The following is a 20,738-nucleotide window of genomic DNA, read 5'->3' as shown; positions in this document are numbered from 1 at the left end:
ATCAGGTCCTTTTTTATTTTCAAATAGTTCTCAGGGGTTATCTTGAAAGTTGCTAATAACTAAACATCCGTTGCATTGGTTTCTGTCGGATTAATCGAGTTTTAGCTAATACTATCTTCAAATTTGACTGCGCGGTTACTAGCGTGTTTGACGCTTTTGCCAACTTCTTACGACTGAATAGCGCCAGAGCCCTTTTATACCAAAGTAACCCAGAATCGCAGATAGCGTACCGCATATTAAGCAACCGAGTAAGAATGGAGGCCCAATAGTACTCATCTGTTCCAAAATGAAGTCCCACGATAACTGAAAGTGGAACTGCTGCGGTGGAACATGCATGACAAAAGCACCAACTTTATAAGCAAAGTAAAACAGTACAGGCATGGTGACGGGATTACTGATCCATACAAGTGCAACAGCAAGTGGCAGGTTAACGCCACAAAGAACAGCTAAACCTGCGGACATGATCATTTGGCTTGGAAGAGGCACGAAAGCCATAAATAGGCCAACTGCAAATGCTCCAGCAGCGGAACGTCGGTTCAAACACCATAAATTAGGGTTGTAGAGAACGTTGCCAAAAACTTTCAATGCCTTCTGACGTTTAATCAGTTCATGGTCTGGCATAAATCGCTTAATAAACTTTCTTGGCATAGTAGGAAAGAACTCTCTTGTTTAGCTACAGGTTTCTAATATCTTTTGTTTTAACGATTGTTTCCACGAATTACTGGCTATGGTTGCCGAGTGCTCGTTGGAGTGTCGTTTTGTTGGTGATATTGGCAGTCTTAATTAAGTATAGGGCGCAATTGGCAATTAGAGGGGGACTGAGTGCGGGCATCTTAGTCATCCTCCAAGGGAATTTACTCACTTTTCAAACTGAACAACTGTTCCAATCTGCTGAGAATACTACCATAAACGCTCAGGTTGTTAGTCTTTTTAAGCAAAATCGCTACGGTTATGAAAGCGTAATTGAAGTTAGATCAATTGATGGTCAAAAAAACAACGTATTTTCTTTGGGGAGGGTACGTTTAGCGACTCCATTTAAGCTAGATTACGGCGATCAAATCAATATGATAGTCCGTATTAAACCGATTTACGGACGGTTGAATATGGCTGGTTTTGATAAAGAAAAACATCTATTCAGTCAGGGTATTATTGCRACTGCGAACTATGTTGCTGACAGTAGTTACTCTATTTCATCTCGTTTTTCCTTACGTTCACAATGGTATGAGAGGATTTCTAAATTAACTGCTCCTTTAGAGTATTCGGGGTTATTAATTGCTCTGAGTTTTGGTGTGAGAGAGGGGATAGATGTAGCAACATGGGAAGGGCTAAAGGCCAGTGGTTTAATTCACTTAATTGCGATTTCTGGCCTGCATATCGGCATTGCGTTTGGTATAGGGTATGTTGGTGGCAATATATTAAAGCGCATTTGGCCAGATGGAGTGTGGTTGCCTTTCATACTTGCTGTATTGCTTGCGTGTTTTTATGCATGGCTAGCTGGATTTACACTACCTACTAAGCGTGCGTTATCGATGTGCATAGCTGTGAGCGTCTTTACGCTGCTTTCCATTCGATTATCCGCACCGAAAATACTGCTGCTATGCTTATCTTCTGCTTTAGCTATAGACCCATTTTCGTCACTATCTAGCAGCCTGTGGATGTCATTCGGGGCTGTTGCCATCGTGATTTATTGTACGTCACGCTGGAGGCGTTTCGCTATTTGCTGGCGTAAGAAGCTCTTAGTGTTAGTCAAAATTCAGTTTCTGCTAAGTCTCTTGATGTTCCCGATCACCGCCTACTATTTTAATGGGGTGAGTTTAGCTTCCTTCGCTTACAACCTCATTTTTTTACCTTGGTTTTCTTTCGTTGTTGTGCCACTCCTATTCGTAGCACTGTTTACTTCTATTGCCTTGCCTAAACTTGCACTTAACGTGTGGCTTGTTGTTGATGCTGCGATTTCGCCAGTAATTCAAAGTTCGGGTTATTCCAAATTATTTTGGTTTATCACGAGTGATGCCATTACGGATTATACGATAGTCGTTGCTTTATTTTCCATCCTGCTAGCTCCTTTTCTAAGAGCGAAAATAATACTCTTAATAAGCGTGTTGGCTGTTGGGTGGAAGCTAACAGATAATAAAGTGGATGAGGTTATTATCGATGTATTAGACGTTGGGCATGGTCTGGCTATTGTTATTCGCCAGGAAGATGGTGCGGTGATTTACGATACGGGGGCTGTTTGGGAGGGCGGTACAATGGCTAATTCGGTGATCATCCCAGTACTTGATAAAAYCGGTATCGATAAGTTGGAAGGGGTGATAGTGAGTCATTTTGATTTAGATCACTCTGGAGGCTATAAAGATATTGTTCAGCGCTATAAACCGAACTGGGTCAGGAGTAGTCAATTAGGCATGGGACACTTACCTTGCACTCGTGGCCAGTTTTGGTCTTGGAAAGCAGTTGATTTTGAAGTTGTATGGCCGCCTAAACTCAGTTCGCGAGCTTACAATCCACATTCGTGTGTGATTCGTGTTTCAGAAAGCAAAACCGGAACCAATATTTTATTAACAGGGGATGTTGATGCCCTGAGTGAGTGGTTAATAGTGCGCTCCCCTAAAGTTTTAAAAAGCGATATTTTGATAGTTCCACATCATGGAAGTAAAACGTCTTCTACTCAGAGATTTATTGATGCAGTTTCCCCGCAACTTGCTATAGCTTCACTAGCAAAAGGAAACCAGTGGGKGATGCCACATCAACCCGTCCTAAAGCGGTATGCTTTACGCAACATTGAATGGGTCGATACAGGTAGGCTTGGTCAAATTACCATCACAATTGATTCTAAAGGTTGGCGATATGATAGTTTGAGGGGAAATCGACGCTCTCCGTGGTATAGGCAGATGCTTCGTAACGGAGTAGAATAGAAAGAATATTGTAAGAAAATAAAGCACTTCTATGTCAACACAAACTGATGAAACGACCTGGGTTACCTTTAAAAGACTCTGGACTTATATTCGACTGTATAAATCTGGTCTAGCGGTTGCAGTTGTAGCGCTAGTTGTTAATGCTATCTCCGATACCTATATGATCTCGTTACTGAAACCTCTTCTCGATGAGGGTTTTGGCAATGCTGAATCTGATTTCTTACGCACGTTACCAATCATTATATTCGCAATGATGCTCATTCGTGGTATTAGTGGATTTATATCTACCTACTGCTTGAGTTGGGTGTCAGGCAATGTGGTGATGGAAATTCGCCGAAAAGTATTCGGACAATTTATGCACATGCCGGTTTCTTTTTTCGATAAAGAACAAACCGGTGCGCTGCTTTCACGTATCACTTATGACTCTGAACAAGTTTCAGCGGCAACAAGCCGTGCTCTAGTGAGTATTGTCAGAGAAGGTGCGAGCATTATTGGTTTGCTAGTACTTATGTTTTGGAATAGCTGGGAACTGTCTTTGGTTCTCTTTGCCGTTGCACCTGTCGTTGCATGGGGTATCAGTGTTGTTTCTAAGCGATTTAGAAAAATCTCCAAAAACATGCAAACCACTATGGGCGAAGTGACGTCTTCAGCTGAGCAAATGTTGAAAGGTCATAAAGTTGTACTGAGCTATGGTGGGCAAGATGTTGAGAAAGAACGTTTTGATGATGTAAGCAATCACATGCGTCAGCAAACGATGAAAATGGTGACAGCACAAGCTGCTGCGAACCCAATTATTCAGATGATTGCTTCTATCGCTATTGTGACGATTTTAGTGTTAGCGAGTGTCGACTCTATTCGTACTGAACTGACTCCTGGTACGTTCACGGTTGTATTCTCTGCAATGTTTGGTTTGATGCGTCCATTAAAGGCGCTAACAAACGTAACGTCGGAGTTCCAACGTGGTATGGCTGCGAGTCAAACATTATTCGGTTTGATGGATTTAGATGTTGAAGAAGATAAAGGTCTTGTTCAAGTTGATCGTGCTGTTGGTGACGTTAACGTGAAGAACGTTACTTTTACTTATCAAGGTAACGAAAAGCCGGCCTTACAAGACGTAACCTTTTCTATCCCTAAAGGGAAGACCGTAGCGCTAGTCGGACGTTCCGGTTCGGGTAAAAGTACCATCGCTAATTTGTTTACAAGATTCTACGACGTTGATTCTGGTAGCATTGAACTTGATGGGTACGATGTACGTGATTATAAACTACGAAACTTGCGAGAGCACTTTGCTCTAGTTTCACAAAATGTACACCTATTCAATGACACGCTTGCCAATAACATTGCTTATGCTGCGGAAGACCGTTACAGCCGTGAGCAAATTGAGCATGCTGCTAAACTGGCACACGCGAGTGAATTTATAGATGGTATGGAGCTCGGCTTAGACACAATTGTCGGCGAAAATGGAGCCAGCCTTTCAGGTGGTCAACGTCAACGCATAGCCATTGCTAGAGCTTTATTAAGAGATGCTCCAGTACTGATTCTCGATGAGGCGACATCTGCGCTGGATACTGAATCTGAGCGAGCGATTCAAGCAGCTTTAGGTGAACTTCAAAAAGACAAAACGGTATTGGTAATCGCTCATAGGCTTTCTACTATCGAAGAAGCAGACGAAATTTTGGTTGTAGATGAAGGGCGTATTATCGAACGTGGTGCCCATGCTGAGTTGATCCAAAAAAATGGCGCTTACGCTCAATTGCATCGAATCCAGTTTGGTGATTAGAAAGGCTTGAACCAGTGGTAGAAAAAATATGGTTTAACAACCACCCTTTAAAATATGTTTTGTGGCCAATTCTTTGGCCACTAAGCCTCATTTTTCAGTCAGTAGCAGCAGCTCGAAAAAAGGCACATCAATCGGGTGATAAACCGACTTATCGAGCGCCAGTTCCTGTTGTCGTGGTTGGTAATATTACCGCTGGTGGTAACGGAAAAACCCCTGTTGTTATTTGGCTTGTCGAAACTCTGATGCGTGAAGGCTTTAAGCCTGGTGTCGTTTCGAGGGGGTATGGGGCAAAAGCACCGAGCTACCCTTTAAAAGTGGATGAAAATACCAGCACGGAACATTGTGGGGATGAGCCAAAACTGATTTTTAAAAGAACAGGTGTGCCTGTTGCCGTCGACCCAGTTAGAGCTAATGCTGTAAAGGCGTTACTTGAAGAAGGCATTGATATCATTATTACAGACGATGGACTCCAACATTATGCGTTAGAAAGAGATGTTGAGTTTGTCGTAGTGGATGGCGAAAGGCGATTTGGTAGTGGTTCTCCGATTCCTTTAGGGCCAATGCGTGAACCTATATCGCGTTTAGCTGACGTTGATTTTGTCATTACCAACGGTGGCGAGGCTAAGGCTAATGAAATCGCAATGTCGTTACAACCAACGCAAGCCGTAAACCTTCTGAATGCCAAAAAAAGTAATGTGACTGATCTGGATGCCCTAGTCGCCTTTGCAGGGATTGGTCATCCACCAAGATTTTTTAAAACACTTGAAACACTTAATGCTCAACTAGTCAAAACCCAAGGGTTTGCTGATCATCAAGATTTCAAGCAAGATGAATTAGAAGAGCTTGCAAGCCAAGGCTCGAACGTCATAATGACAGAAAAAGATGCTGTGAAGTGTAGAGGTTTTGCGAAAGACAACTGGTGGTACTTACCGGTGTCTGCACAAATCGATAAACAATCTGAACAGCGTGTATTGAATAAAATTAATGAGGTTATGGAATACTATGGATCATCGTCTACTTGAGATTGTCGCTTGTCCGGTATGTAAAGGTAAACTTTTCTTGAATAAAGATAAGCAAGAGCTGATTTGTAAGTTGGATCGCCTTGCGTACCCAATCAAAGAAGGTATTCCAGTTCTTCTTGAGCCAGAAGCTCGTATCATGTCTGTAGATGAGGGCAAGTAATGTCATTCACTGTTGTTATTCCTGCGCGTTATCAATCGACTCGCTTGCCGGGTAAGCCATTAGCTGATATCGGTGGCAAACCTATGATTCAATGGGTTCATGAGCAAGCGTTGAAGGCCGGAGCTGATAACGTGGTTATTGCAACAGATGACCAACGAGTTGAAAAAGCAGCATTGTCTTTCGGAGCTACCGTTTGTATGACTTCTCCAGATCATGAATCTGGTACAGAAAGGCTCGCGGAAGTAGTTAAGAAAATGAACATTCCGGATAACCACATTATTGTGAATGTTCAAGGTGATGAGCCGTTGATCCCACCAAGTATCATAAACCAAGTGGCGAAGAATCTTGCAGCTTCGACTGCACCAATGGCGACATTAGGCGTTGAAATTACACATGAAGATGAAGTTTTTAATCCGAATGCTGTAAAAGTCGTGACTGATAACGAAGGATACGCACTGTATTTTAGTCGAGCATCTATCCCTTGGGATCGTGATAACTTTGCTAGTGAGCCTAAAGCCATCGTGACTCCGTTACTTAGACATATTGGGATTTACGCATATCGCGCTGGCTTTATTAATACTTACATTAATTGGGAACCAAGTGCGCTAGAAAAAATTGAATGCTTAGAGCAACTTCGTGTTCTTTGGTACGGCGAGAAAATTCATGTTGATGTGGCTTTAGAGTCACCAGCGGCGGGTGTGGATACGCCTGAAGACCTAGAAACGGTTAGAAAACGGATTGCCCAAAAGTAACTTTTGTCGTCATTTTTCTGATAAACCGTGATTAGACTAGCCTTGCATTTGCGAGGCTTTTTTACATGTACATTCGAGTGTAACCATGAGAAGTAAACGAAAAACCTGAAGTTAAAGCTTCGATATAATTGTCTTTTTCTCTCGCTCCATATGGTATTTATCTTTATAATGCGTCGCCTATAAAAGTACGGCTCTATGCCGAGACTAAAAACTAAAACCTCAAAATAACGTGGAGTAAAACATGTCCTCACTCACTCCGGTAATTACGGTTGATGGACCAAGCGGCGCTGGTAAAGGCACGCTTTGTATGTTGCTAGCTGATAAACTTGGCTTTCACTTGCTTGATTCTGGTGCGATTTATCGCGTATTAGCATTGGCTGCAATTCACCATGGTGTGGATACTGAGTCTGAAGAAGCGCTAGTACCATTAGCAACTCATTTAGACGTTCAATTTATCGCTGAAGGTGACTTGGTTAAAGTTATCCTTGAGGGTGAAGATGTGTCTGGTGAACTTCGTAAAGAAGAAACAGGCATGGCAGCGTCTAAAGTGGCAGCATTGCCACGCGTTCGCGAAGCTTTATTGCGTCGCCAGCGTGCATTCAGTGCATCACCGGGCTTAGTAGCTGACGGTCGTGATATGGGAACAGTCGTATTTCCTAGTGCTGAAGCGAAAATATTCCTAGATGCAAGTGCAGAAGAGCGCGCGAATAGACGCCTTAAACAGTTGCAACAGAAGGGGTTAGATGTTAACTTTGACGACCTTTTGAGCGAGATCCAAGAGCGAGACGACAGAGATCGTAATCGCCCAGTGGCGCCACTCCGCCCTGCAGAGGATGCTCTAGTGCTTGATTCTACCTCGATGAATATCGAGCAAGTAGTAGAAAAAGCACTACACTATATTGAATCGAAACTGGCTGGGTAATTTCGCCGAGCTAGTACGAACGTTGGTCGCAAGGATGATGACCGGCGAATTTATCAACCCCATGCGGTAGGATACCCATGGACGTTTAATTATTGAAGATTAAATAATGACTGAATCTTTTGCTCAACTCTTTGAAGAGTTTCTATCTGAAACTGAATTCCAACAAGGCAGCATCGTTAAAGGTACTGTAGTAGCTATCGAGAACGGTTTCGTTCTTGTTGACGCTGGTCTTAAGTCTGAATCTGCTATCCCTGCTGAACAATTCAAGAACGCTGCTGGCGAACTTGAAGTTGAAGTTGGTGCTGAAGTAGACGTAGCTCTAGACGCTGTTGAAGACGGTTTCGGTGAGACTCAACTTTCTCGTGAGAAAGCTAAGCGTCACGAAGCTTGGATCGTACTTGAGAAAGCTTGCGAAGAAGCTGAAACTGTTGTTGGTATCATCAACGGTAAAGTTAAAGGCGGTTTCACTGTTGAACTTAACGGTATCCGTGCTTTCCTTCCAGGTTCTCTAGTAGACGTACGTCCTATCCGTGACACTGCTCACCTAGAAAACAAAGAGCTAGAGTTCAAAGTAATCAAGCTAGACCAGAAGCGTAACAACGTTGTTGTTTCTCGTCGTGCTGTTATCGAATCTGAAAACAGTGTTGAGCGTGACGAACTTCTTGAAACTCTACAAGAAGGTACTGAAGTTAAAGGTATCGTTAAGAACCTTACTGACTACGGTGCATTCGTTGATCTTGGCGGTGTTGACGGTCTTCTACATATCACAGATATGGCTTGGAAGCGTGTTAAGCACCCATCAGAGATCGTTAACGTTGGTGACGAAATCCTAGTTAAAGTTCTTAAGTTCGACCGTGAGCGCACTCGTGTTTCACTAGGTCTTAAGCAACTAGGCGAAGATCCATGGGTAGCAATCGCTAAGCGTTACCCAGAAGGTCACAAGCTTTCTGGTCGTGTTACAAACCTAACTGACTACGGCTGCTTCGTTGAAATCGAAGAAGGCGTTGAAGGTCTAGTACACGTTTCTGAAATGGATTGGACTAACAAGAACATCCACCCTTCTAAAGTTGTTAATGTTGGCGACGAAGTTGAGGTTATGGTTCTTGATATCGACGAAGAGCGTCGTCGTATCTCTCTAGGTCTTAAACAGTGTAAAGCTAACCCATGGCAGTCATTTGCAGAAATGCAAGCTAAGGGCGACAAAGTTACTGGTAAGATCAAGTCTATCACTGACTTTGGTATCTTCATCGGTCTTGAAGGCGGCATCGACGGTCTTGTTCACCTATCTGACATTTCTTGGAATGCAGCTGGTGAAGAAGCAGTACGCGAGTACAAGAAAGGCGATGAAATCTCTGCTGTTGTTCTTGCAGTTGACGCTGAGCGTGAGCGTATTTCTCTTGGCGTTAAGCAAATGGAAAACGACCCGTTCAACGCATACGTTGCTGAGAACAAGAAAGGTACTCTAGTAAACGGTACTGTAACTGCTGTTGACGCTAAAGGCGCTACTATTGAACTAGTAGACAGCGTTGAAGGTTACATCCGTGCTTCTGAAGTATCTCGTGACCGTATCGAAGATGCGTCTCTAATCCTAAGCGTTGGCGACAGCGTTGAAGCGAAGTTCACTGGTGTAGACCGTAAGAACCGCGTAATCAACCTATCTATCAAAGCTAAAGATGAAGCTGACGAGCAAGAAGCAATGGCTTCTCTGAACAAGTCTGAAGAAGGCGGTTTCGGTAACGCTATGGCAGATGCATTCAAAGCTGCTAAAGGCGAATAATAGCTTCCCTCGTAAGAGAGTAAGAGCTATATCGCTAAGAAAGGAGCCGTAAGGCTCCTTTTTTTTTGCTTATTTTGTCGATAGGTCTATAATTTCTAAAAAGAAAACCAATGAGGGAAACTATGACTAAGTCTGAATTAATTGAAAGACTATGTGCTGAGCAAACACACCTTTCAGCTAAAGAAATTGAAGATGCTGTAAAAGATATTTTAGAGCATATGGCTTCGACGCTAGAAAGTGGTGACCGAATCGAAATTCGTGGGTTTGGCAGCTTCTCATTGCACTATCGAGAGCCTCGCCTTGGGCGTAACCCTAAAACTGGCGATAAAGTAGAGTTGGATGGTAAATTCGTTCCTCACTTTAAACCTGGTAAAGAGTTGCGTGAGCGAGTGAATCAAGGCATATAGCGGTAAAAATAGATTTTGAAGAAAGCGGCATACTATAATGTATGCCGCTTTTTTATGTTCATAATGTTGGTAAAATTCATGGTTTGATTGTCCATTTTCCTGCATAATTGTATGCGCGAACTAACTTATGAGTGATGAGCTATGAAAATAATAAAAATAGTCGCTGTGATTGCACTTTTCTTAATTGCACTAGCACTAGGTTCTCAAAACCAGGCGGTAGTTAATTTTAATTACCTGATGGCACAGGGCGACTTTCATTTATCAACTTTACTAGGTGTTGTGTTTGTATCAGGCTTTTCTTTAGCTTGGTTAGTATTTGGTAGCTTACACTTTAAATCACAGCTACAAGTTCGCCGTCTGAAGAAACAACTGAAAAAGCAAACTAGTCAGGCGCCGGTTGAAAGCAAAGCTTGATCATATAGAAAGGCTACGATTTAATGCTTGAGTTACTCTTCTTGTTGTTGCCGATTGCTGCTGCTTACGGGTGGTATATGGGTAATCGCAATGCTCAACAAGAAAAGCAAAAACAATCCCATCAAATATCCCGTCAATATGTTACGGGCTTAAATCTGCTTTTGTCTGAACAATCGGATAAAGCGGTTGATCACTTTATTGAACTCCTTCAAGTCGATAACGAAACAGTAGATACTCACTTAGCTTTAGGGAACTTGTTTCGTTCTCGGGGTGAAGTTGACCGTGCTATTCGTATCCACCAAAACCTTATATCTCGTTCTGGTCTAACGCTAGATCAAAAAAATCTAGCTCTTCAGCAACTTGCGAAAGATTACATGGCATCAGGCTTTTTAGACCGTGCTGAGAAAATCTTTGAACAACTTGTCGAAGAACCTGATCATAAAGAGGGTGCTCTCCAACAGTTGGTTTCTATCTACCAGCAGACAAGAGAGTRGAGCAAAGCAATTCATTATGCGAACGGCTTGGTTAAACTTGGTCGTAAACGAATGAAAGCAACGGTTGCTCATTTCTGGTGTGAATTAGCAATGCAGGAACAAGCAGAAGGTAACCTCAATAAAGCCATCCAACACTTTAAGAAAGCACTCGCAGAAGATCCTAAGTGTGTTCGTGCCAGTATTGCTTTAGGTAAAATTAGCTTAGAGAACGAGCAATACCAAAAGACCATTCAATATATGGAAATGGTTCTAGAACAAGATATCGACTTTATTAGTGAAGTCTTACCAACATTAGCTGATTGCTACCATCACTTGGGGCAAGAAGAAGGGCTCGTCAGCTTTTTGAGAGCTTGTATCGCTAAAAAAGCCGGAGTGTCGGCTGAATTAATGTTGGCACAGTTAGTTGCACACCATGAAGACGTAGGCTCAGCGCAAGAGCTTCTCACACGTCAGCTTGTCAAAAATCCGACAATGAAAGGCTTCTACCGTCTAATGGACTACCATTTGGCTGAAGCTGAAGAAGGGCGCGCTAAGAATAGTTTAACTACATTACAGTCAATGGTTGGTGAGCAGCTTAAAACTAAGCCTCACTACCGCTGTAGGAAGTGTGGGTTCTCTACGCATTCAATGTATTGGCATTGTCCTTCTTGTAAGGGGTGGGGGACGATTAAGCCTATTCGTGGGCTTGATGGTGAATAGATTTATGGTCATATAGACCGAATTATTAATTGCAGCTTTCGAGCTGCATTTTTATGAGTGTTATTTAGCACTCATATCTATAAGTATTTGTTTGAAATGCATTAACAACGTTAGGAGATGAAATGATCGATCAAAAAATTATCGTGGCACTAGACTATGATAACCAAGCGGACGCGTTTGCTTTTGTTGATAGAATTGACCCAAGCTCTTGCCGCTTAAAAGTGGGTAAAGAGATGTTCACGTTGTTTGGTCCTGAGTTTGTTCGTGAATTGCATAAGCGTGGTTTTTCGGTCTTTTTGGACCTTAAATTTCATGATATCCCAAACACGTGTTCAAAAGCGGTTCGCGCTGCTGCAGAGCTTGGGGTATGGATGGTGAACGTACACGCGAGCGGTGGCGAGCGTATGATGACAGCATCTCGTGAAATTTTAGAGCCTTACGGTAAAGATCGCCCATTACTTATTGGCGTAACCGTGCTGACAAGCATGGAGCAAAACGACTTAGCGGGTATTGGTTTAGACATCGAGCCACAGCAGCAGGTAACGCGTTTGGCTCAGCTTACTAAGCAGTCTGGCTTAGACGGTGTTGTGTGTTCTGCTCAAGAAGCTTCTTTGCTTAAAAACCAGCTAGGACAAGAGTTCAAGCTTGTGACTCCAGGCATACGTCCTGTTGGCGCAGCTGTTGGCGACCAAAAGCGTATTATGACACCTGTTCAAGCTATCGAGTCGGGTTCAGATTACTTAGTTATAGGTCGTCCTATTACTCAAGCAGAAGACCCTGCAGCAGTTTTAGCTGCTATCAACAAGAGCCTATAGGATATCGATTTCGAATTAACATTGTGTAAATACACTAGTGTTAACTTAATCATAAAAGCCCCAGTCATGTGTGAGTGACTGGGGCTTTTTTACTGGGATGATATTACTTTAAACGGCAGAGCCTTTAGAGCGTAATATAATACGCCTTAGCTAAACGCCGGTACACCACTGTGGAATTTAAAGTCAGTATCTGGGGACGAAATCAGCTCAGCCTCAATTTTTCCAAAGTAAGCTACTCGTTCACTAATGTCTTCACCAGTGATTTGTTGAGCCAGCGTTAAGTAATCTTGGTAGTGTCTAGCTTCGGAACGAAGTAGAGATATATAGAACCTAGCAAGATCTTCATCTAGGTGTGGAGCTAGTTTAGCGAAACGTTCACATGAACGAGCTTCGATATAGGCGCCAATAATCAGCTTATCTACCAAAGTTTGTGGCTCATGGGTTTTTATTTTTGACAGTAGCCCTTTTGCATAGCGACTTGCAGAGATATTTTCATAAGGAATGTTTCGGCTATCCATGATCTCGAGGACTTGATAAAAGTGGTGTAGCTCTTCTTTGATGAGCAATACCATTTTATCTATTAACTCCTGGCTATACGGAGCCCCGGATTTAGCCATGATAGCTTTAGATATATTATTTTTACCTTTTAAAGTCTCGAGAGAACCAATATGGCGGTAAGCAAACTCCTCGTATGGCTTAAACCATTCTAATAAGATATTGGAACTATCTTTATCAACGGCATACTTTCTGATTAAGTACATCGCAGACTGACCGGCTTTTAGCTCACATAAGAGGTGATCAAGTAGAATGGTTTTTAAGTTTTCTGGTTTCTTTGCTTCAGCAATCCACTCGTCTGGTGTCTCACATTGTAAAAAGCTTTTAATAGGAGCAAGTAGCTCCTGAATAGTATTGTTATCAATCATCATCTTTGCTGCATAAAAAAGGTCACCGTAGGTGACCTTAAAGTAGGAATATGGAAGTTTAAAGGAAAACTACCATTTTTTCTTTTGGCCAAACAGAGCGTCCATATCGTCTTCGCGCTCTTTTGATTCAATTTGCTGTAATTCTTCCGCATTTTTGTCTTGGCGTTTTTGATCTAGCTCATTAAGCATCGTTTGAAGCTTCTCACGTGCTTGGTTTGAATAAGCATCATTCTTTGACGTTAGAGCATCAATCCCTTTACGTAAAAGTTGGATCGCCGTGCCGGGTTGACCGCGAGTGATAGAGTCGTTTGCACGTTTAATAACATTCTCAATGTTAATTCTAACTTGAATCGTTTCTAGTCGTGCGTTTTCAGCGATGTAAGCTTGAGTTTCAAAGCGACCTTTGTTGTGCTCGTTACGAATAGTTTCGCGCAACTTTTTAGCGAGTTTAAGCATCATGATTGCTTGCTTATCACTGTTCGGCACTTTGAACGAAGTACTTTCACCGCCTTGATAGTTTTCTTTTAATTGAGAAATTTGCTGTTTAACACTTTCAATTCGCTGAACCAACTGTTTATTTTTGGGGTCAAGCTGATACATGTTTTCAAGCGCATCAAGAATACGTGTATTTAGGCACACCAGTAAATCTTGGCTAAATGGCATATGGTGAGCATTGCCAATTAAATCTTCTGTGGCGTCAATAGTCGTCAGGTAGCGAGTTGATTCTTGCTTTTTAGCTGTCTCAACCTTTACCTTGTATTGAAGCATGATGTTATAGCCTAAGACCAGCACCAGTAAAACCGCGACCAAGGCGATGATTAAACCAATATTCATATAATTTATTCTGCTTTATCCATGTCAATGCTACTTTTAAGGATACACGATCCGGTGTGTTCTCTGAACAATAAAATTTAATTTGTGTCGATTACCTCTATCGTAGCCTTTTGATAATCAAAAAATTCAACTATTCGCGAATAATGAGGTATCGGTTGCAAATTGTTAGGCTATCTACGAACAAGAAATGTTCGGTATATGCCTTGCTTTACGATTTCTCTGTCATTTTATGATATTAGGCGTTATAACTAATAATTATATTACATATGTAGACAGTGCTCTTTTTTCAGCGATCTGAGCACCGAAAGAGTAAAGGATTACGAGGTTAAAAATGAAGTTACAACAACTGAAGTACATTGTTGAAGTCGTAAATCATAACCTGAATGTATCTGCTACTGCAGAGAACCTATATACATCACAGCCAGGTATCAGTAAACAGGTTCGTTTGTTAGAAGACGAACTTGGTATTCAAATTTTTGAGCGTAGTGGTAAGCACTTAACCCAAGTGACTCAAGCGGGGGAAGATATTATTCGTATCTCCCAAGAGATCTTATCGAGAGTCGAAAGCATTAAGGCTGTTGCTGGTGAGCATACYCACCCTGAAATGGGCACGCTTAATATTTCTACTACGCATACACAAGCGCGTTATGCATTGCCTGACGTGATCAAAGGTTTCACTGAAAGATATCCAAAAGTATCACTACACATGCACCAAGGTACACCTAGCCAGATGTCTGAAGCGGTTGCAAAAGGAACGGCAAACTTTGCCATTGCAACAGAAGCGCTGCATCTTTATCAAGACGCTATTATGTTGCCTTGTTATCACTGGAACCGTTCAATTGTGGTGACGAAAGATCACCCACTGGCTCAAAAATCAAATATCACAATTGAAGACTTAGCTGCTTACTCACTTGTTACTTACGTATTTGGTTTCACTGGACGTTCAGAATTAGACACTGCTTTTAACAAAGTCGGTTTAACGCCGCGTGTTGTCTTTACTGCGACAGATGCTGATGTCATTAAGACATATGTCCGTATGGGAATTGGTGTTGGCGTTATCGCGAGTATGGCGATTGACCAAGAACAAGATACCGATTTAGTGGCCATTGACGCGAGCCACCTATTTGGAGCAAGCACCACAAGTATTGGCTTCCGTCGCGGTACTTTTTTACGCTCATATATGTATGACTTCATGGAACGTTTTGCACCGCACTTGACTAAACCAGTTGTAGAACAAGCGATTTCGTTAAAGTCGAATGAAGAAATCGAAAAAATGTTTAAGGATATTGACCTACCGGTTCGTTAATCCGGTCAATTCATCTACTTTGCTTCCTATTCATTATACTTCCCCCTACAATCTCCGTTTTAGGGGGAAGTATGCAAACCAAATTTCAAATCCTTGACTCATTTTTGATTGACCACCAAGCGTATTGGAGGCATGACCCTTTTTACCTTTGCCAAACTGGTTCGGTTCCCTGGGCGGAGTTAAATTCAGGATTGAGATGTTGGCTATCTTCATTAACGAATGAAGATGTAAGCGCATATAAAGAAGACCCAGAGCAACTTCTACTACAGCTAAGTCACTACTTCCCATCCTTAAAGAATGTTATCGAAGTAATTGACCTACCGTGCAGTGCACTCGATGGTTTGAAGTTAGAGCGAAATACCTGCAACGGAATTCCTGGACGTAAGCTAGAACAGATTCTGGCTATGGGAGAAATCGCATTGTCAAACCATCACGGGGATGAATGGTTGGAGTGGTGTTCAGGTAAGGGATTCTTGGGTAGGGTATTAGCACAACAGTCTAACCATAAAGTCACGAGCTTTGAGTGGCAGCAGAGCTTATGCGATAGCGGACAAGATATTGCCAATACTCAACAACTAGATATGACCTTTATCCAAGGCGATGCCTTTTCTGAGTCAGCCGCTAATGTATTCAAACCAAGTCAACATGCCGTAGCATTACACGCTTGTGGCGATTTACATGTCAGATTAATCGAACATGGTGTAAACCATCAATTACCTGCGATCACGATCTCGCCTTGTTGTTATCACTTAATTCAACACGAATCTTATCWGCCACTTTCCCATTTAGGTCAGTCATCGTTGTTAGCTCTCACCAAAAGTGATTTACGGATCCCGCTACAAGAAACGGTAACTGGAGGTGAGCGAGTCAAACGCCATCGACAATTGGAAATGACCTTTAGACTTGGTTTTAGTGAGTTACTAAAGCGTGAATTGAATTTAGATCATTATGTCCCAGTACCCAGTATCAAAAAGTCTCAGCTGGACGATGGTTTTACGTCATTTTGCCAATGGGCAGCGAACAAGAAAGAGATTAGTTTGCCGTCTGTACAGTTTGATGATTATTTCCAACTCGGCGAATCGATGTTTTGGGAGATGGAGAGGTTGAGCCTTGTGCAGCAAGCTTTTAGAAGGCCATTAGAGATATGGTTAGCTTTGGATAAAGCGATGTATTTACAGCAACATGGCTATAAAGTGTCTGTTTTAGAGTTTTGCGACAAGAAAATTACACCAAGAAATATATTGATTCACGCTCAACTTTAAGTGTTCACTCGCAAAATTAATTATCGAGTTACTTAGTAGATACAAAAAGAGCCAGCATTTGCCGGCTCTTGTCAAATCACAAAGTGTTCTTAGTTGAACATTGCAATCGCTTCTGCTGGATCTACGTATTCTAGGTCAAAGCTCTCTGCAACTTCTTTACAAGTCACTTTACCATGAATCACGTTAAGACCTTCTAGGAAGCCTTTGTCTTCTAGAAGTGCAGTGCGGTAGCCTTTGTTTGCAAGTTTAACAATGTAAGGCAGCGTTGCATTGTTTAGTGCGAACGTAGAAGTACGAGCAACAGCACCAGGCATGTTTGCAACACAGTAGTGAACAACGTCATCAACAATGTAAGTTGGATCCGCGTGAGTTGTTGCGTGAGAAGTTTCGAAACAACCGCCTTGGTCGATAGCTACGTCAACAACAGCTGACCCTGGCTTCATCTTAGCGATGTGCTCTTTTGTTACTAGTTTCGGAGCCGCTGCGCCAGGGATCAGTACTGCACCAATCACTAGGTCTGCTTCTAGAACATGCTTCTCGATAGCGTCTTCTGTAGAATAAACCACTTTTGCGCGACCTTGGAATTCTTCATCAAGACGGCGAAGAGTATCAACGTTGCGATCTAGAATTGTAACGTCTGCGCGAAGGCCAACAGCCATACGTGCTGCGTTAGCACCAACAACACCGCCGCCAACAACAACAACTTTTGCTGGTTCAACGCCTGGTACGCCACCAAGAAGAAGACCACAACCACCGTTAGATTTCTCTAAAGTTTGTGCACCTGCTTGAATAGACATGCGACCTGCAACTTCAGACATTGGCGCAAGTAGTGGCAAGCGACCCATATAATCTGTTACAGTCTCGTATGCTACACAGACAGCTTTGCTCTTGATTAGCTCTTCAGTTTGTGGAAAATCTGGTGCTAGGTGTAAATAAGTAAATAATATTTGCCCTTCGCGAAGCATAGCTCGCTCGACAGCTTGAGGTTCTTTAACCTTTACAATCATTTCTGCTTTCGCGAAAACGTCTGCAGCAGTAGGAAGAATGGATGCGCCTACAGCGATGTAATCATCGTCTGAAAAACCGATGCCTGAACCGGCTTTGGTTTCTACAAAAACTTGGTGACCTTGTGAGATTAACTCTCTCACACTTGCTGGGATCATACCGACACGATATTCGTGGTTCTTGATTTCCTTAGGTACGCCAATGATCATCCTGACTCCTTAATTTATTTTGGTTGTATTATCTATGTGTAGGGTAATTCTGTCGAATTAATATCTAGTATAGATACGTTTTTAAAAAATTTGATACTGAATATTAAAAAGTTGTAGTATATTTTTTTGCAAGGAAGTAATAAGGTGGAATAAAAAATGGCAGAGAACTATAAGAAGCCGTCCAAGGAACTAGATCGTATTGACCGCAACATTCTTAATGAGTTGCAAAAAGACGGTCGTATTTCAAACGTTGAGCTTTCAAAACGTGTAGGTCTTTCTCCTACACCGTGTTTGGAGCGTGTTCGTCGTTTGGAGCGTCAAGGTTATATTACGGGTTATACAGCGTTGCTGAATCCGCAATACCTAGACGCATCATTATTGGTGTTTGTTGAAATTACTCTGAACCGTGGGGCTCCAGATGTGTTTGAACAATTCAACACTGCAGTACAAAAACTAGACGACATCCAAGAGTGTCATTTAGTGTCGGGTGACTTTGATTACCTTCTAAAAACGCGTGTATCAGATATGGGTGCTTACCGTAAACTTCTTGGTGATACGCTGCTGCGTTTACCGGGAGTAAACGACACTCGTACTTACGTAGTGATGGAAGAAGTCAAACAGACTAACCAGCTGGTGATTAAAACTCGTTAATCTCAATTGATTAGTAAAAGAAAGCGGACTTAGTTTCCGCTTTCTTGCTTTCTGGAATTGGGTTTTTTAGTTTGATATGGTTAAATAAACAGTGCCTTTAATGAACGAGCGGCTATATGCCGCTCGACATGTATTTACAGATTAGAAAATAAGTTGGTTTATGTTCAGAGAGAGCAATAACAAAGTTGAAACCATTATCAAAACGAGTGAAGAGCCTCAGTCCTCTCGTTTGAATGGAGTGCAACGTCTAAAAGAATGCAGCCTTATCTTAAGTATTCTTTCTTCTATATTACTGACTGTCGCTTTGCTTACTTACAGTCCTGCTGACCCTTCGTGGTCTCAAACCTCATGGGGTGTCGAGATTCAAAACGCAGGAGGGCATATTGGAGCATGGCTTGCCGATACCTTGTTTTTTACTTTTGGCTCTTTGGCATACCCACTTCCTATATTAGTGACTATTGCTGCGTGGGTGCTTTTTCGCAAACGTGAAGAAAACGAACAAATCGACTTCATGCTGTGGGGAACTCGTCTCTTAGGTTTGACGATTCTTATTATTACTAGCTGTGGCTTAGCTGACATCAACTTTGATGATATTTGGTACTTCTCATCGGGTGGTGTGGTTGGTGATGTGATTACTAGCCTAGCTTTACCTACTTTAAATGTATTAGGTAGTACCTTAGTTCTGCTTTTCTTATGGGGAGCGGGTTTCACTCTATTAACGGGTATTTCTTGGCTCAGTATTGTTGAATGGCTAGGTGAAGGAGCTATCAAACTATTTACTTTGCTATTGAATCGTATTCGAGGTGAAGAAAAAGAAGTTCTTGAGCCTCAACTGAAAGAGTTCGAAGAACCGAAATTTGATTTACCAGAACCAGCTTCGCCTTTAGAAGCTGAACATAATCTTAACCATCCTTCAGTAGAGTCAAATACTCATGTTGTGGATGTTCCTACAGAACCTCAACAACCTCTAGACTCTACAGGTGATGAATATCAAACACCTATAGTCGAGCCGACTAAACCTAAGACGCGTCATTACAACATTCATATGCCTGAAGCTGTTATAGAGCCTGCGCCATTTGCCTCTGTTGATATTGAAGAACCTACAGTCGATAGATCTAAACAGTTGAACGCTACAATCGAAGAGCTTGAGACATCAGCGTTGTATGAGGACGATTTTGCTCAACAAGGTACGAGTCAAGAACCGCAACAAGCGAATGAATCTGCTGAACTATATCAAGAGTACTTACAGCAGTCTGAGCATGATGACCTTTATAAAGAGCCTGCTCAATCTCAAGTCTTTGATCAAGAACCGCAAGAAAACCGTCAAAGTGCATGTGCAGAGTCGGCAGTACCGGTCGAGCAACCAGAAGTACAAGTAGTTGCTCCTGAGTTGGAACAACCACGTTTTGAGCAAGAAGTAGCAACGTCAATGAACTTCGAGGTCGAAGCCGAAAGCTCGATGGGAGTGCAGCCTACTATTTTTGAGGTAGGTCTTGAGCAAATTGAGAGCGAAACAGACGTGACACTTGGCGAGCATATCGAGCCAACGATTTCTTCGTTCGACCCAGTTGAAAATTCAAATGAATTTGATGATCGGAAGTCGAGCACAGATGACAATCAATACGATCATTTTGAACCTGATCAGAGTGAAGTTGAAGAAGTTAAAGCTGAAATACCAAGTGACTTACCGTGGGAAGAAGTAACTCAACAAGCAGTTGAGCAAGAAAGTTCAGCAAACGAAATAGCTTCTGAAGATAAAGATGTTGCTGCTTTTCAAAGTTTGGTTTCTGATGCGCAAGCTAATATGGCTGCAACTCAGAACCCGTTCTTAGTTCAACAAAATGTTAATTTGCCTAAACCAGAAGAGCCATTACCAACTTTGGAACTACTCTTTCATCCAGAGAAGCGTGAAACCTTTATCGATCGTGAAGCGTTAGAAGATATAGCGCGTCTAGTTGAGTCAAAACTAGCGGATTATAAGATCAAAGCAGAAGTGGTCGATATTTTCCCAGGTCCCGTTATTACTCGTTTTGAATTGGACTTAGCTCCAGGCGTGAAAGTAAGCCGTATTTCTGGTCTTTCTATGGATTTAGCCCGTTCACTGTCTGCGATGGCCGTTCGTGTTGTTGAAGTTATTCCTGGTAAGCCATATATAGGGTTAGAGCCGAATATGAGTCGTCAAACGGTGTTCTTCTCTGATGTTGTCGGCAGCAAAGCCTTCCAAGAAGCAACCTCACCAACGACTGTTGTTCTTGGGCAAGACATTGCTGGTGAAGCAGTTATTGCTGACTTATCAAAAATGCCTCACGTGTTAGTGGCTGGTACAACAGGTTCGGGTAAGTCGGTTGGGGTAAACGTAATGATTCTGAGTATGCTTTATAAAGCATCACC

General features: G+C 42.2%; 19 protein-coding genes. 15 read left to right on the top strand and 4 right to left on the bottom strand.

Features of this window, described 5'->3' with window-relative positions:
* Positions 1-138: 138 nt before the first annotated feature.
* Entirely contained in the window at positions 139-648 is a 510-nt protein-coding gene (locus tag L4C33_RS06700; protein ID WP_428811663.1) for a DUF2062 domain-containing protein, read from the bottom strand.
* A 17-nt stretch (positions 649-665) separates the two neighbouring features.
* Between L4C33_RS06700 and L4C33_RS06695 the strand changes: the two genes are divergently transcribed.
* The 11 genes from L4C33_RS06695 (at position 666) to pyrF (ending at position 12,157) form a co-directional block, all read left to right on the top strand.
* Entirely contained in the window at positions 666-2,915 is a 2,250-nt protein-coding gene (locus L4C33_RS06695; RefSeq protein ID WP_428811662.1) for a DNA internalization-related competence protein ComEC/Rec2, read from the top strand.
* Positions 2,916-2,946: 31 nt separating this feature from the next.
* Entirely contained in the window at positions 2,947-4,695 is a 1,749-nt protein-coding gene (msbA, locus tag L4C33_RS06690; RefSeq protein ID WP_428811661.1) for a lipid A ABC transporter ATP-binding protein/permease MsbA, read from the top strand.
* A 14-nt stretch (positions 4,696-4,709) separates the two neighbouring features.
* Positions 4,710-5,717 carry a tetraacyldisaccharide 4'-kinase gene (lpxK, locus tag L4C33_RS06685; RefSeq protein WP_428811660.1) on the top strand — a complete coding sequence of 336 codons (1,008 nt, stop codon included), beginning with the start codon at positions 4,710-4,712 and terminating at the stop codon, positions 5,715-5,717.
* Positions 5,698-5,877 carry a Trm112 family protein gene (locus L4C33_RS06680; RefSeq protein ID WP_428811659.1) on the top strand — a complete coding sequence of 60 codons (180 nt, stop codon included), beginning with the start codon at positions 5,698-5,700 and terminating at the stop codon, positions 5,875-5,877. Before lpxK ends, L4C33_RS06680 begins: the two co-directional genes overlap by 20 nt.
* A complete protein-coding gene (kdsB, locus tag L4C33_RS06675; RefSeq protein WP_428811658.1) occupies positions 5,877-6,629 on the top strand; it encodes a 3-deoxy-manno-octulosonate cytidylyltransferase in 753 nt (250 codons plus the stop codon). The genes L4C33_RS06680 and kdsB overlap by 1 nt, the downstream gene beginning before the upstream one ends.
* Positions 6,630-6,870: 241 nt before the next feature.
* Positions 6,871-7,551, top strand: coding sequence for a (d)CMP kinase (cmk, locus tag L4C33_RS06670; protein ID WP_428811657.1), 681 nt, complete (start codon positions 6,871-6,873; stop codon positions 7,549-7,551).
* 106 nt (positions 7,552-7,657) lie between these two features.
* Positions 7,658-9,328 (top strand): 30S ribosomal protein S1, encoded by a 1,671-nt coding sequence (rpsA, locus tag L4C33_RS06665; RefSeq protein ID WP_428811656.1) that lies wholly within the window; start codon positions 7,658-7,660, stop codon positions 9,326-9,328.
* A 122-nt stretch (positions 9,329-9,450) separates the two neighbouring features.
* The gene (ihfB, locus tag L4C33_RS06660) at positions 9,451-9,735 is read left to right on the top strand and encodes an integration host factor subunit beta (RefSeq protein ID WP_428811655.1); all 285 of its coding nucleotides are present in this window, start codon (positions 9,451-9,453) and stop codon (positions 9,733-9,735) included.
* Between the two features lie 141 nt (positions 9,736-9,876).
* Positions 9,877-10,149: a LapA family protein gene (locus tag L4C33_RS06655; protein ID WP_428811654.1), complete on the top strand. Its 273-nt coding sequence runs from the start codon at positions 9,877-9,879 to the stop codon at positions 10,147-10,149.
* A gap of 23 nt (positions 10,150-10,172) precedes the next feature.
* Positions 10,173-11,342: a lipopolysaccharide assembly protein LapB gene (lapB, locus tag L4C33_RS06650; protein ID WP_428811653.1), complete on the top strand. Its 1,170-nt coding sequence runs from the start codon at positions 10,173-10,175 to the stop codon at positions 11,340-11,342.
* Positions 11,343-11,464: 122 nt separating this feature from the next.
* A complete protein-coding gene (gene pyrF / locus L4C33_RS06645; protein WP_428811652.1) occupies positions 11,465-12,157 on the top strand; it encodes an orotidine-5'-phosphate decarboxylase in 693 nt (230 codons plus the stop codon).
* A 146-nt stretch (positions 12,158-12,303) separates the two neighbouring features.
* Here the strand turns inward: pyrF and miaE are convergent, their stop codons facing one another.
* Positions 12,304-13,080: a tRNA isopentenyl-2-thiomethyl-A-37 hydroxylase MiaE gene (gene miaE / locus L4C33_RS06640; protein WP_428811672.1), complete on the bottom strand. Its 777-nt coding sequence runs from the start codon at positions 13,078-13,080 to the stop codon at positions 12,304-12,306.
* Positions 13,081-13,149: 69 nt separating this feature from the next.
* Positions 13,150-13,914, bottom strand: a complete 765-nt coding sequence (locus L4C33_RS06635; protein WP_428811651.1) for a DNA repair protein — start codon at positions 13,912-13,914, stop codon at positions 13,150-13,152.
* 331 nt (positions 13,915-14,245) lie between these two features.
* Between L4C33_RS06635 and cysB the strand changes: the two genes are divergently transcribed.
* Positions 14,246-15,220, top strand: a complete 975-nt coding sequence (cysB, locus tag L4C33_RS06630) for an HTH-type transcriptional regulator CysB (protein WP_428811650.1) — start codon at positions 14,246-14,248, stop codon at positions 15,218-15,220.
* Between the two features lie 71 nt (positions 15,221-15,291).
* The gene (locus tag L4C33_RS06625; RefSeq protein ID WP_428811649.1) at positions 15,292-16,482 is read left to right on the top strand and encodes a methyltransferase; all 1,191 of its coding nucleotides are present in this window, start codon (positions 15,292-15,294) and stop codon (positions 16,480-16,482) included.
* Between the two features lie 89 nt (positions 16,483-16,571).
* Here the strand turns inward: L4C33_RS06625 and ald are convergent, their stop codons facing one another.
* Positions 16,572-17,696 carry an alanine dehydrogenase gene (ald, locus tag L4C33_RS06620; protein WP_428811648.1) on the bottom strand — a complete coding sequence of 375 codons (1,125 nt, stop codon included), beginning with the start codon at positions 17,694-17,696 and terminating at the stop codon, positions 16,572-16,574.
* Between the two features lie 156 nt (positions 17,697-17,852).
* Between ald and lrp the strand changes: the two genes are divergently transcribed.
* Both lrp and L4C33_RS06610 read left to right on the top strand, forming a co-directional pair.
* Positions 17,853-18,347 (top strand): leucine-responsive transcriptional regulator Lrp, encoded by a 495-nt coding sequence (gene lrp / locus L4C33_RS06615; RefSeq protein WP_137355864.1) that lies wholly within the window; start codon positions 17,853-17,855, stop codon positions 18,345-18,347.
* Between the two features lie 160 nt (positions 18,348-18,507).
* The coding region (locus L4C33_RS06610; protein ID WP_428811647.1) for a DNA translocase FtsK 4TM domain-containing protein at positions 18,508-20,738 on the top strand (2,231 nt) is incomplete at its 3' end.

This window comes from Vibrio makurazakiensis (assembly GCF_050337375.1).
Lineage (GTDB): Bacteria > Pseudomonadota > Gammaproteobacteria > Enterobacterales > Vibrionaceae > Vibrio > Vibrio makurazakiensis.
This window is presented reverse-complemented; position numbering and strand designations above follow the sequence as displayed.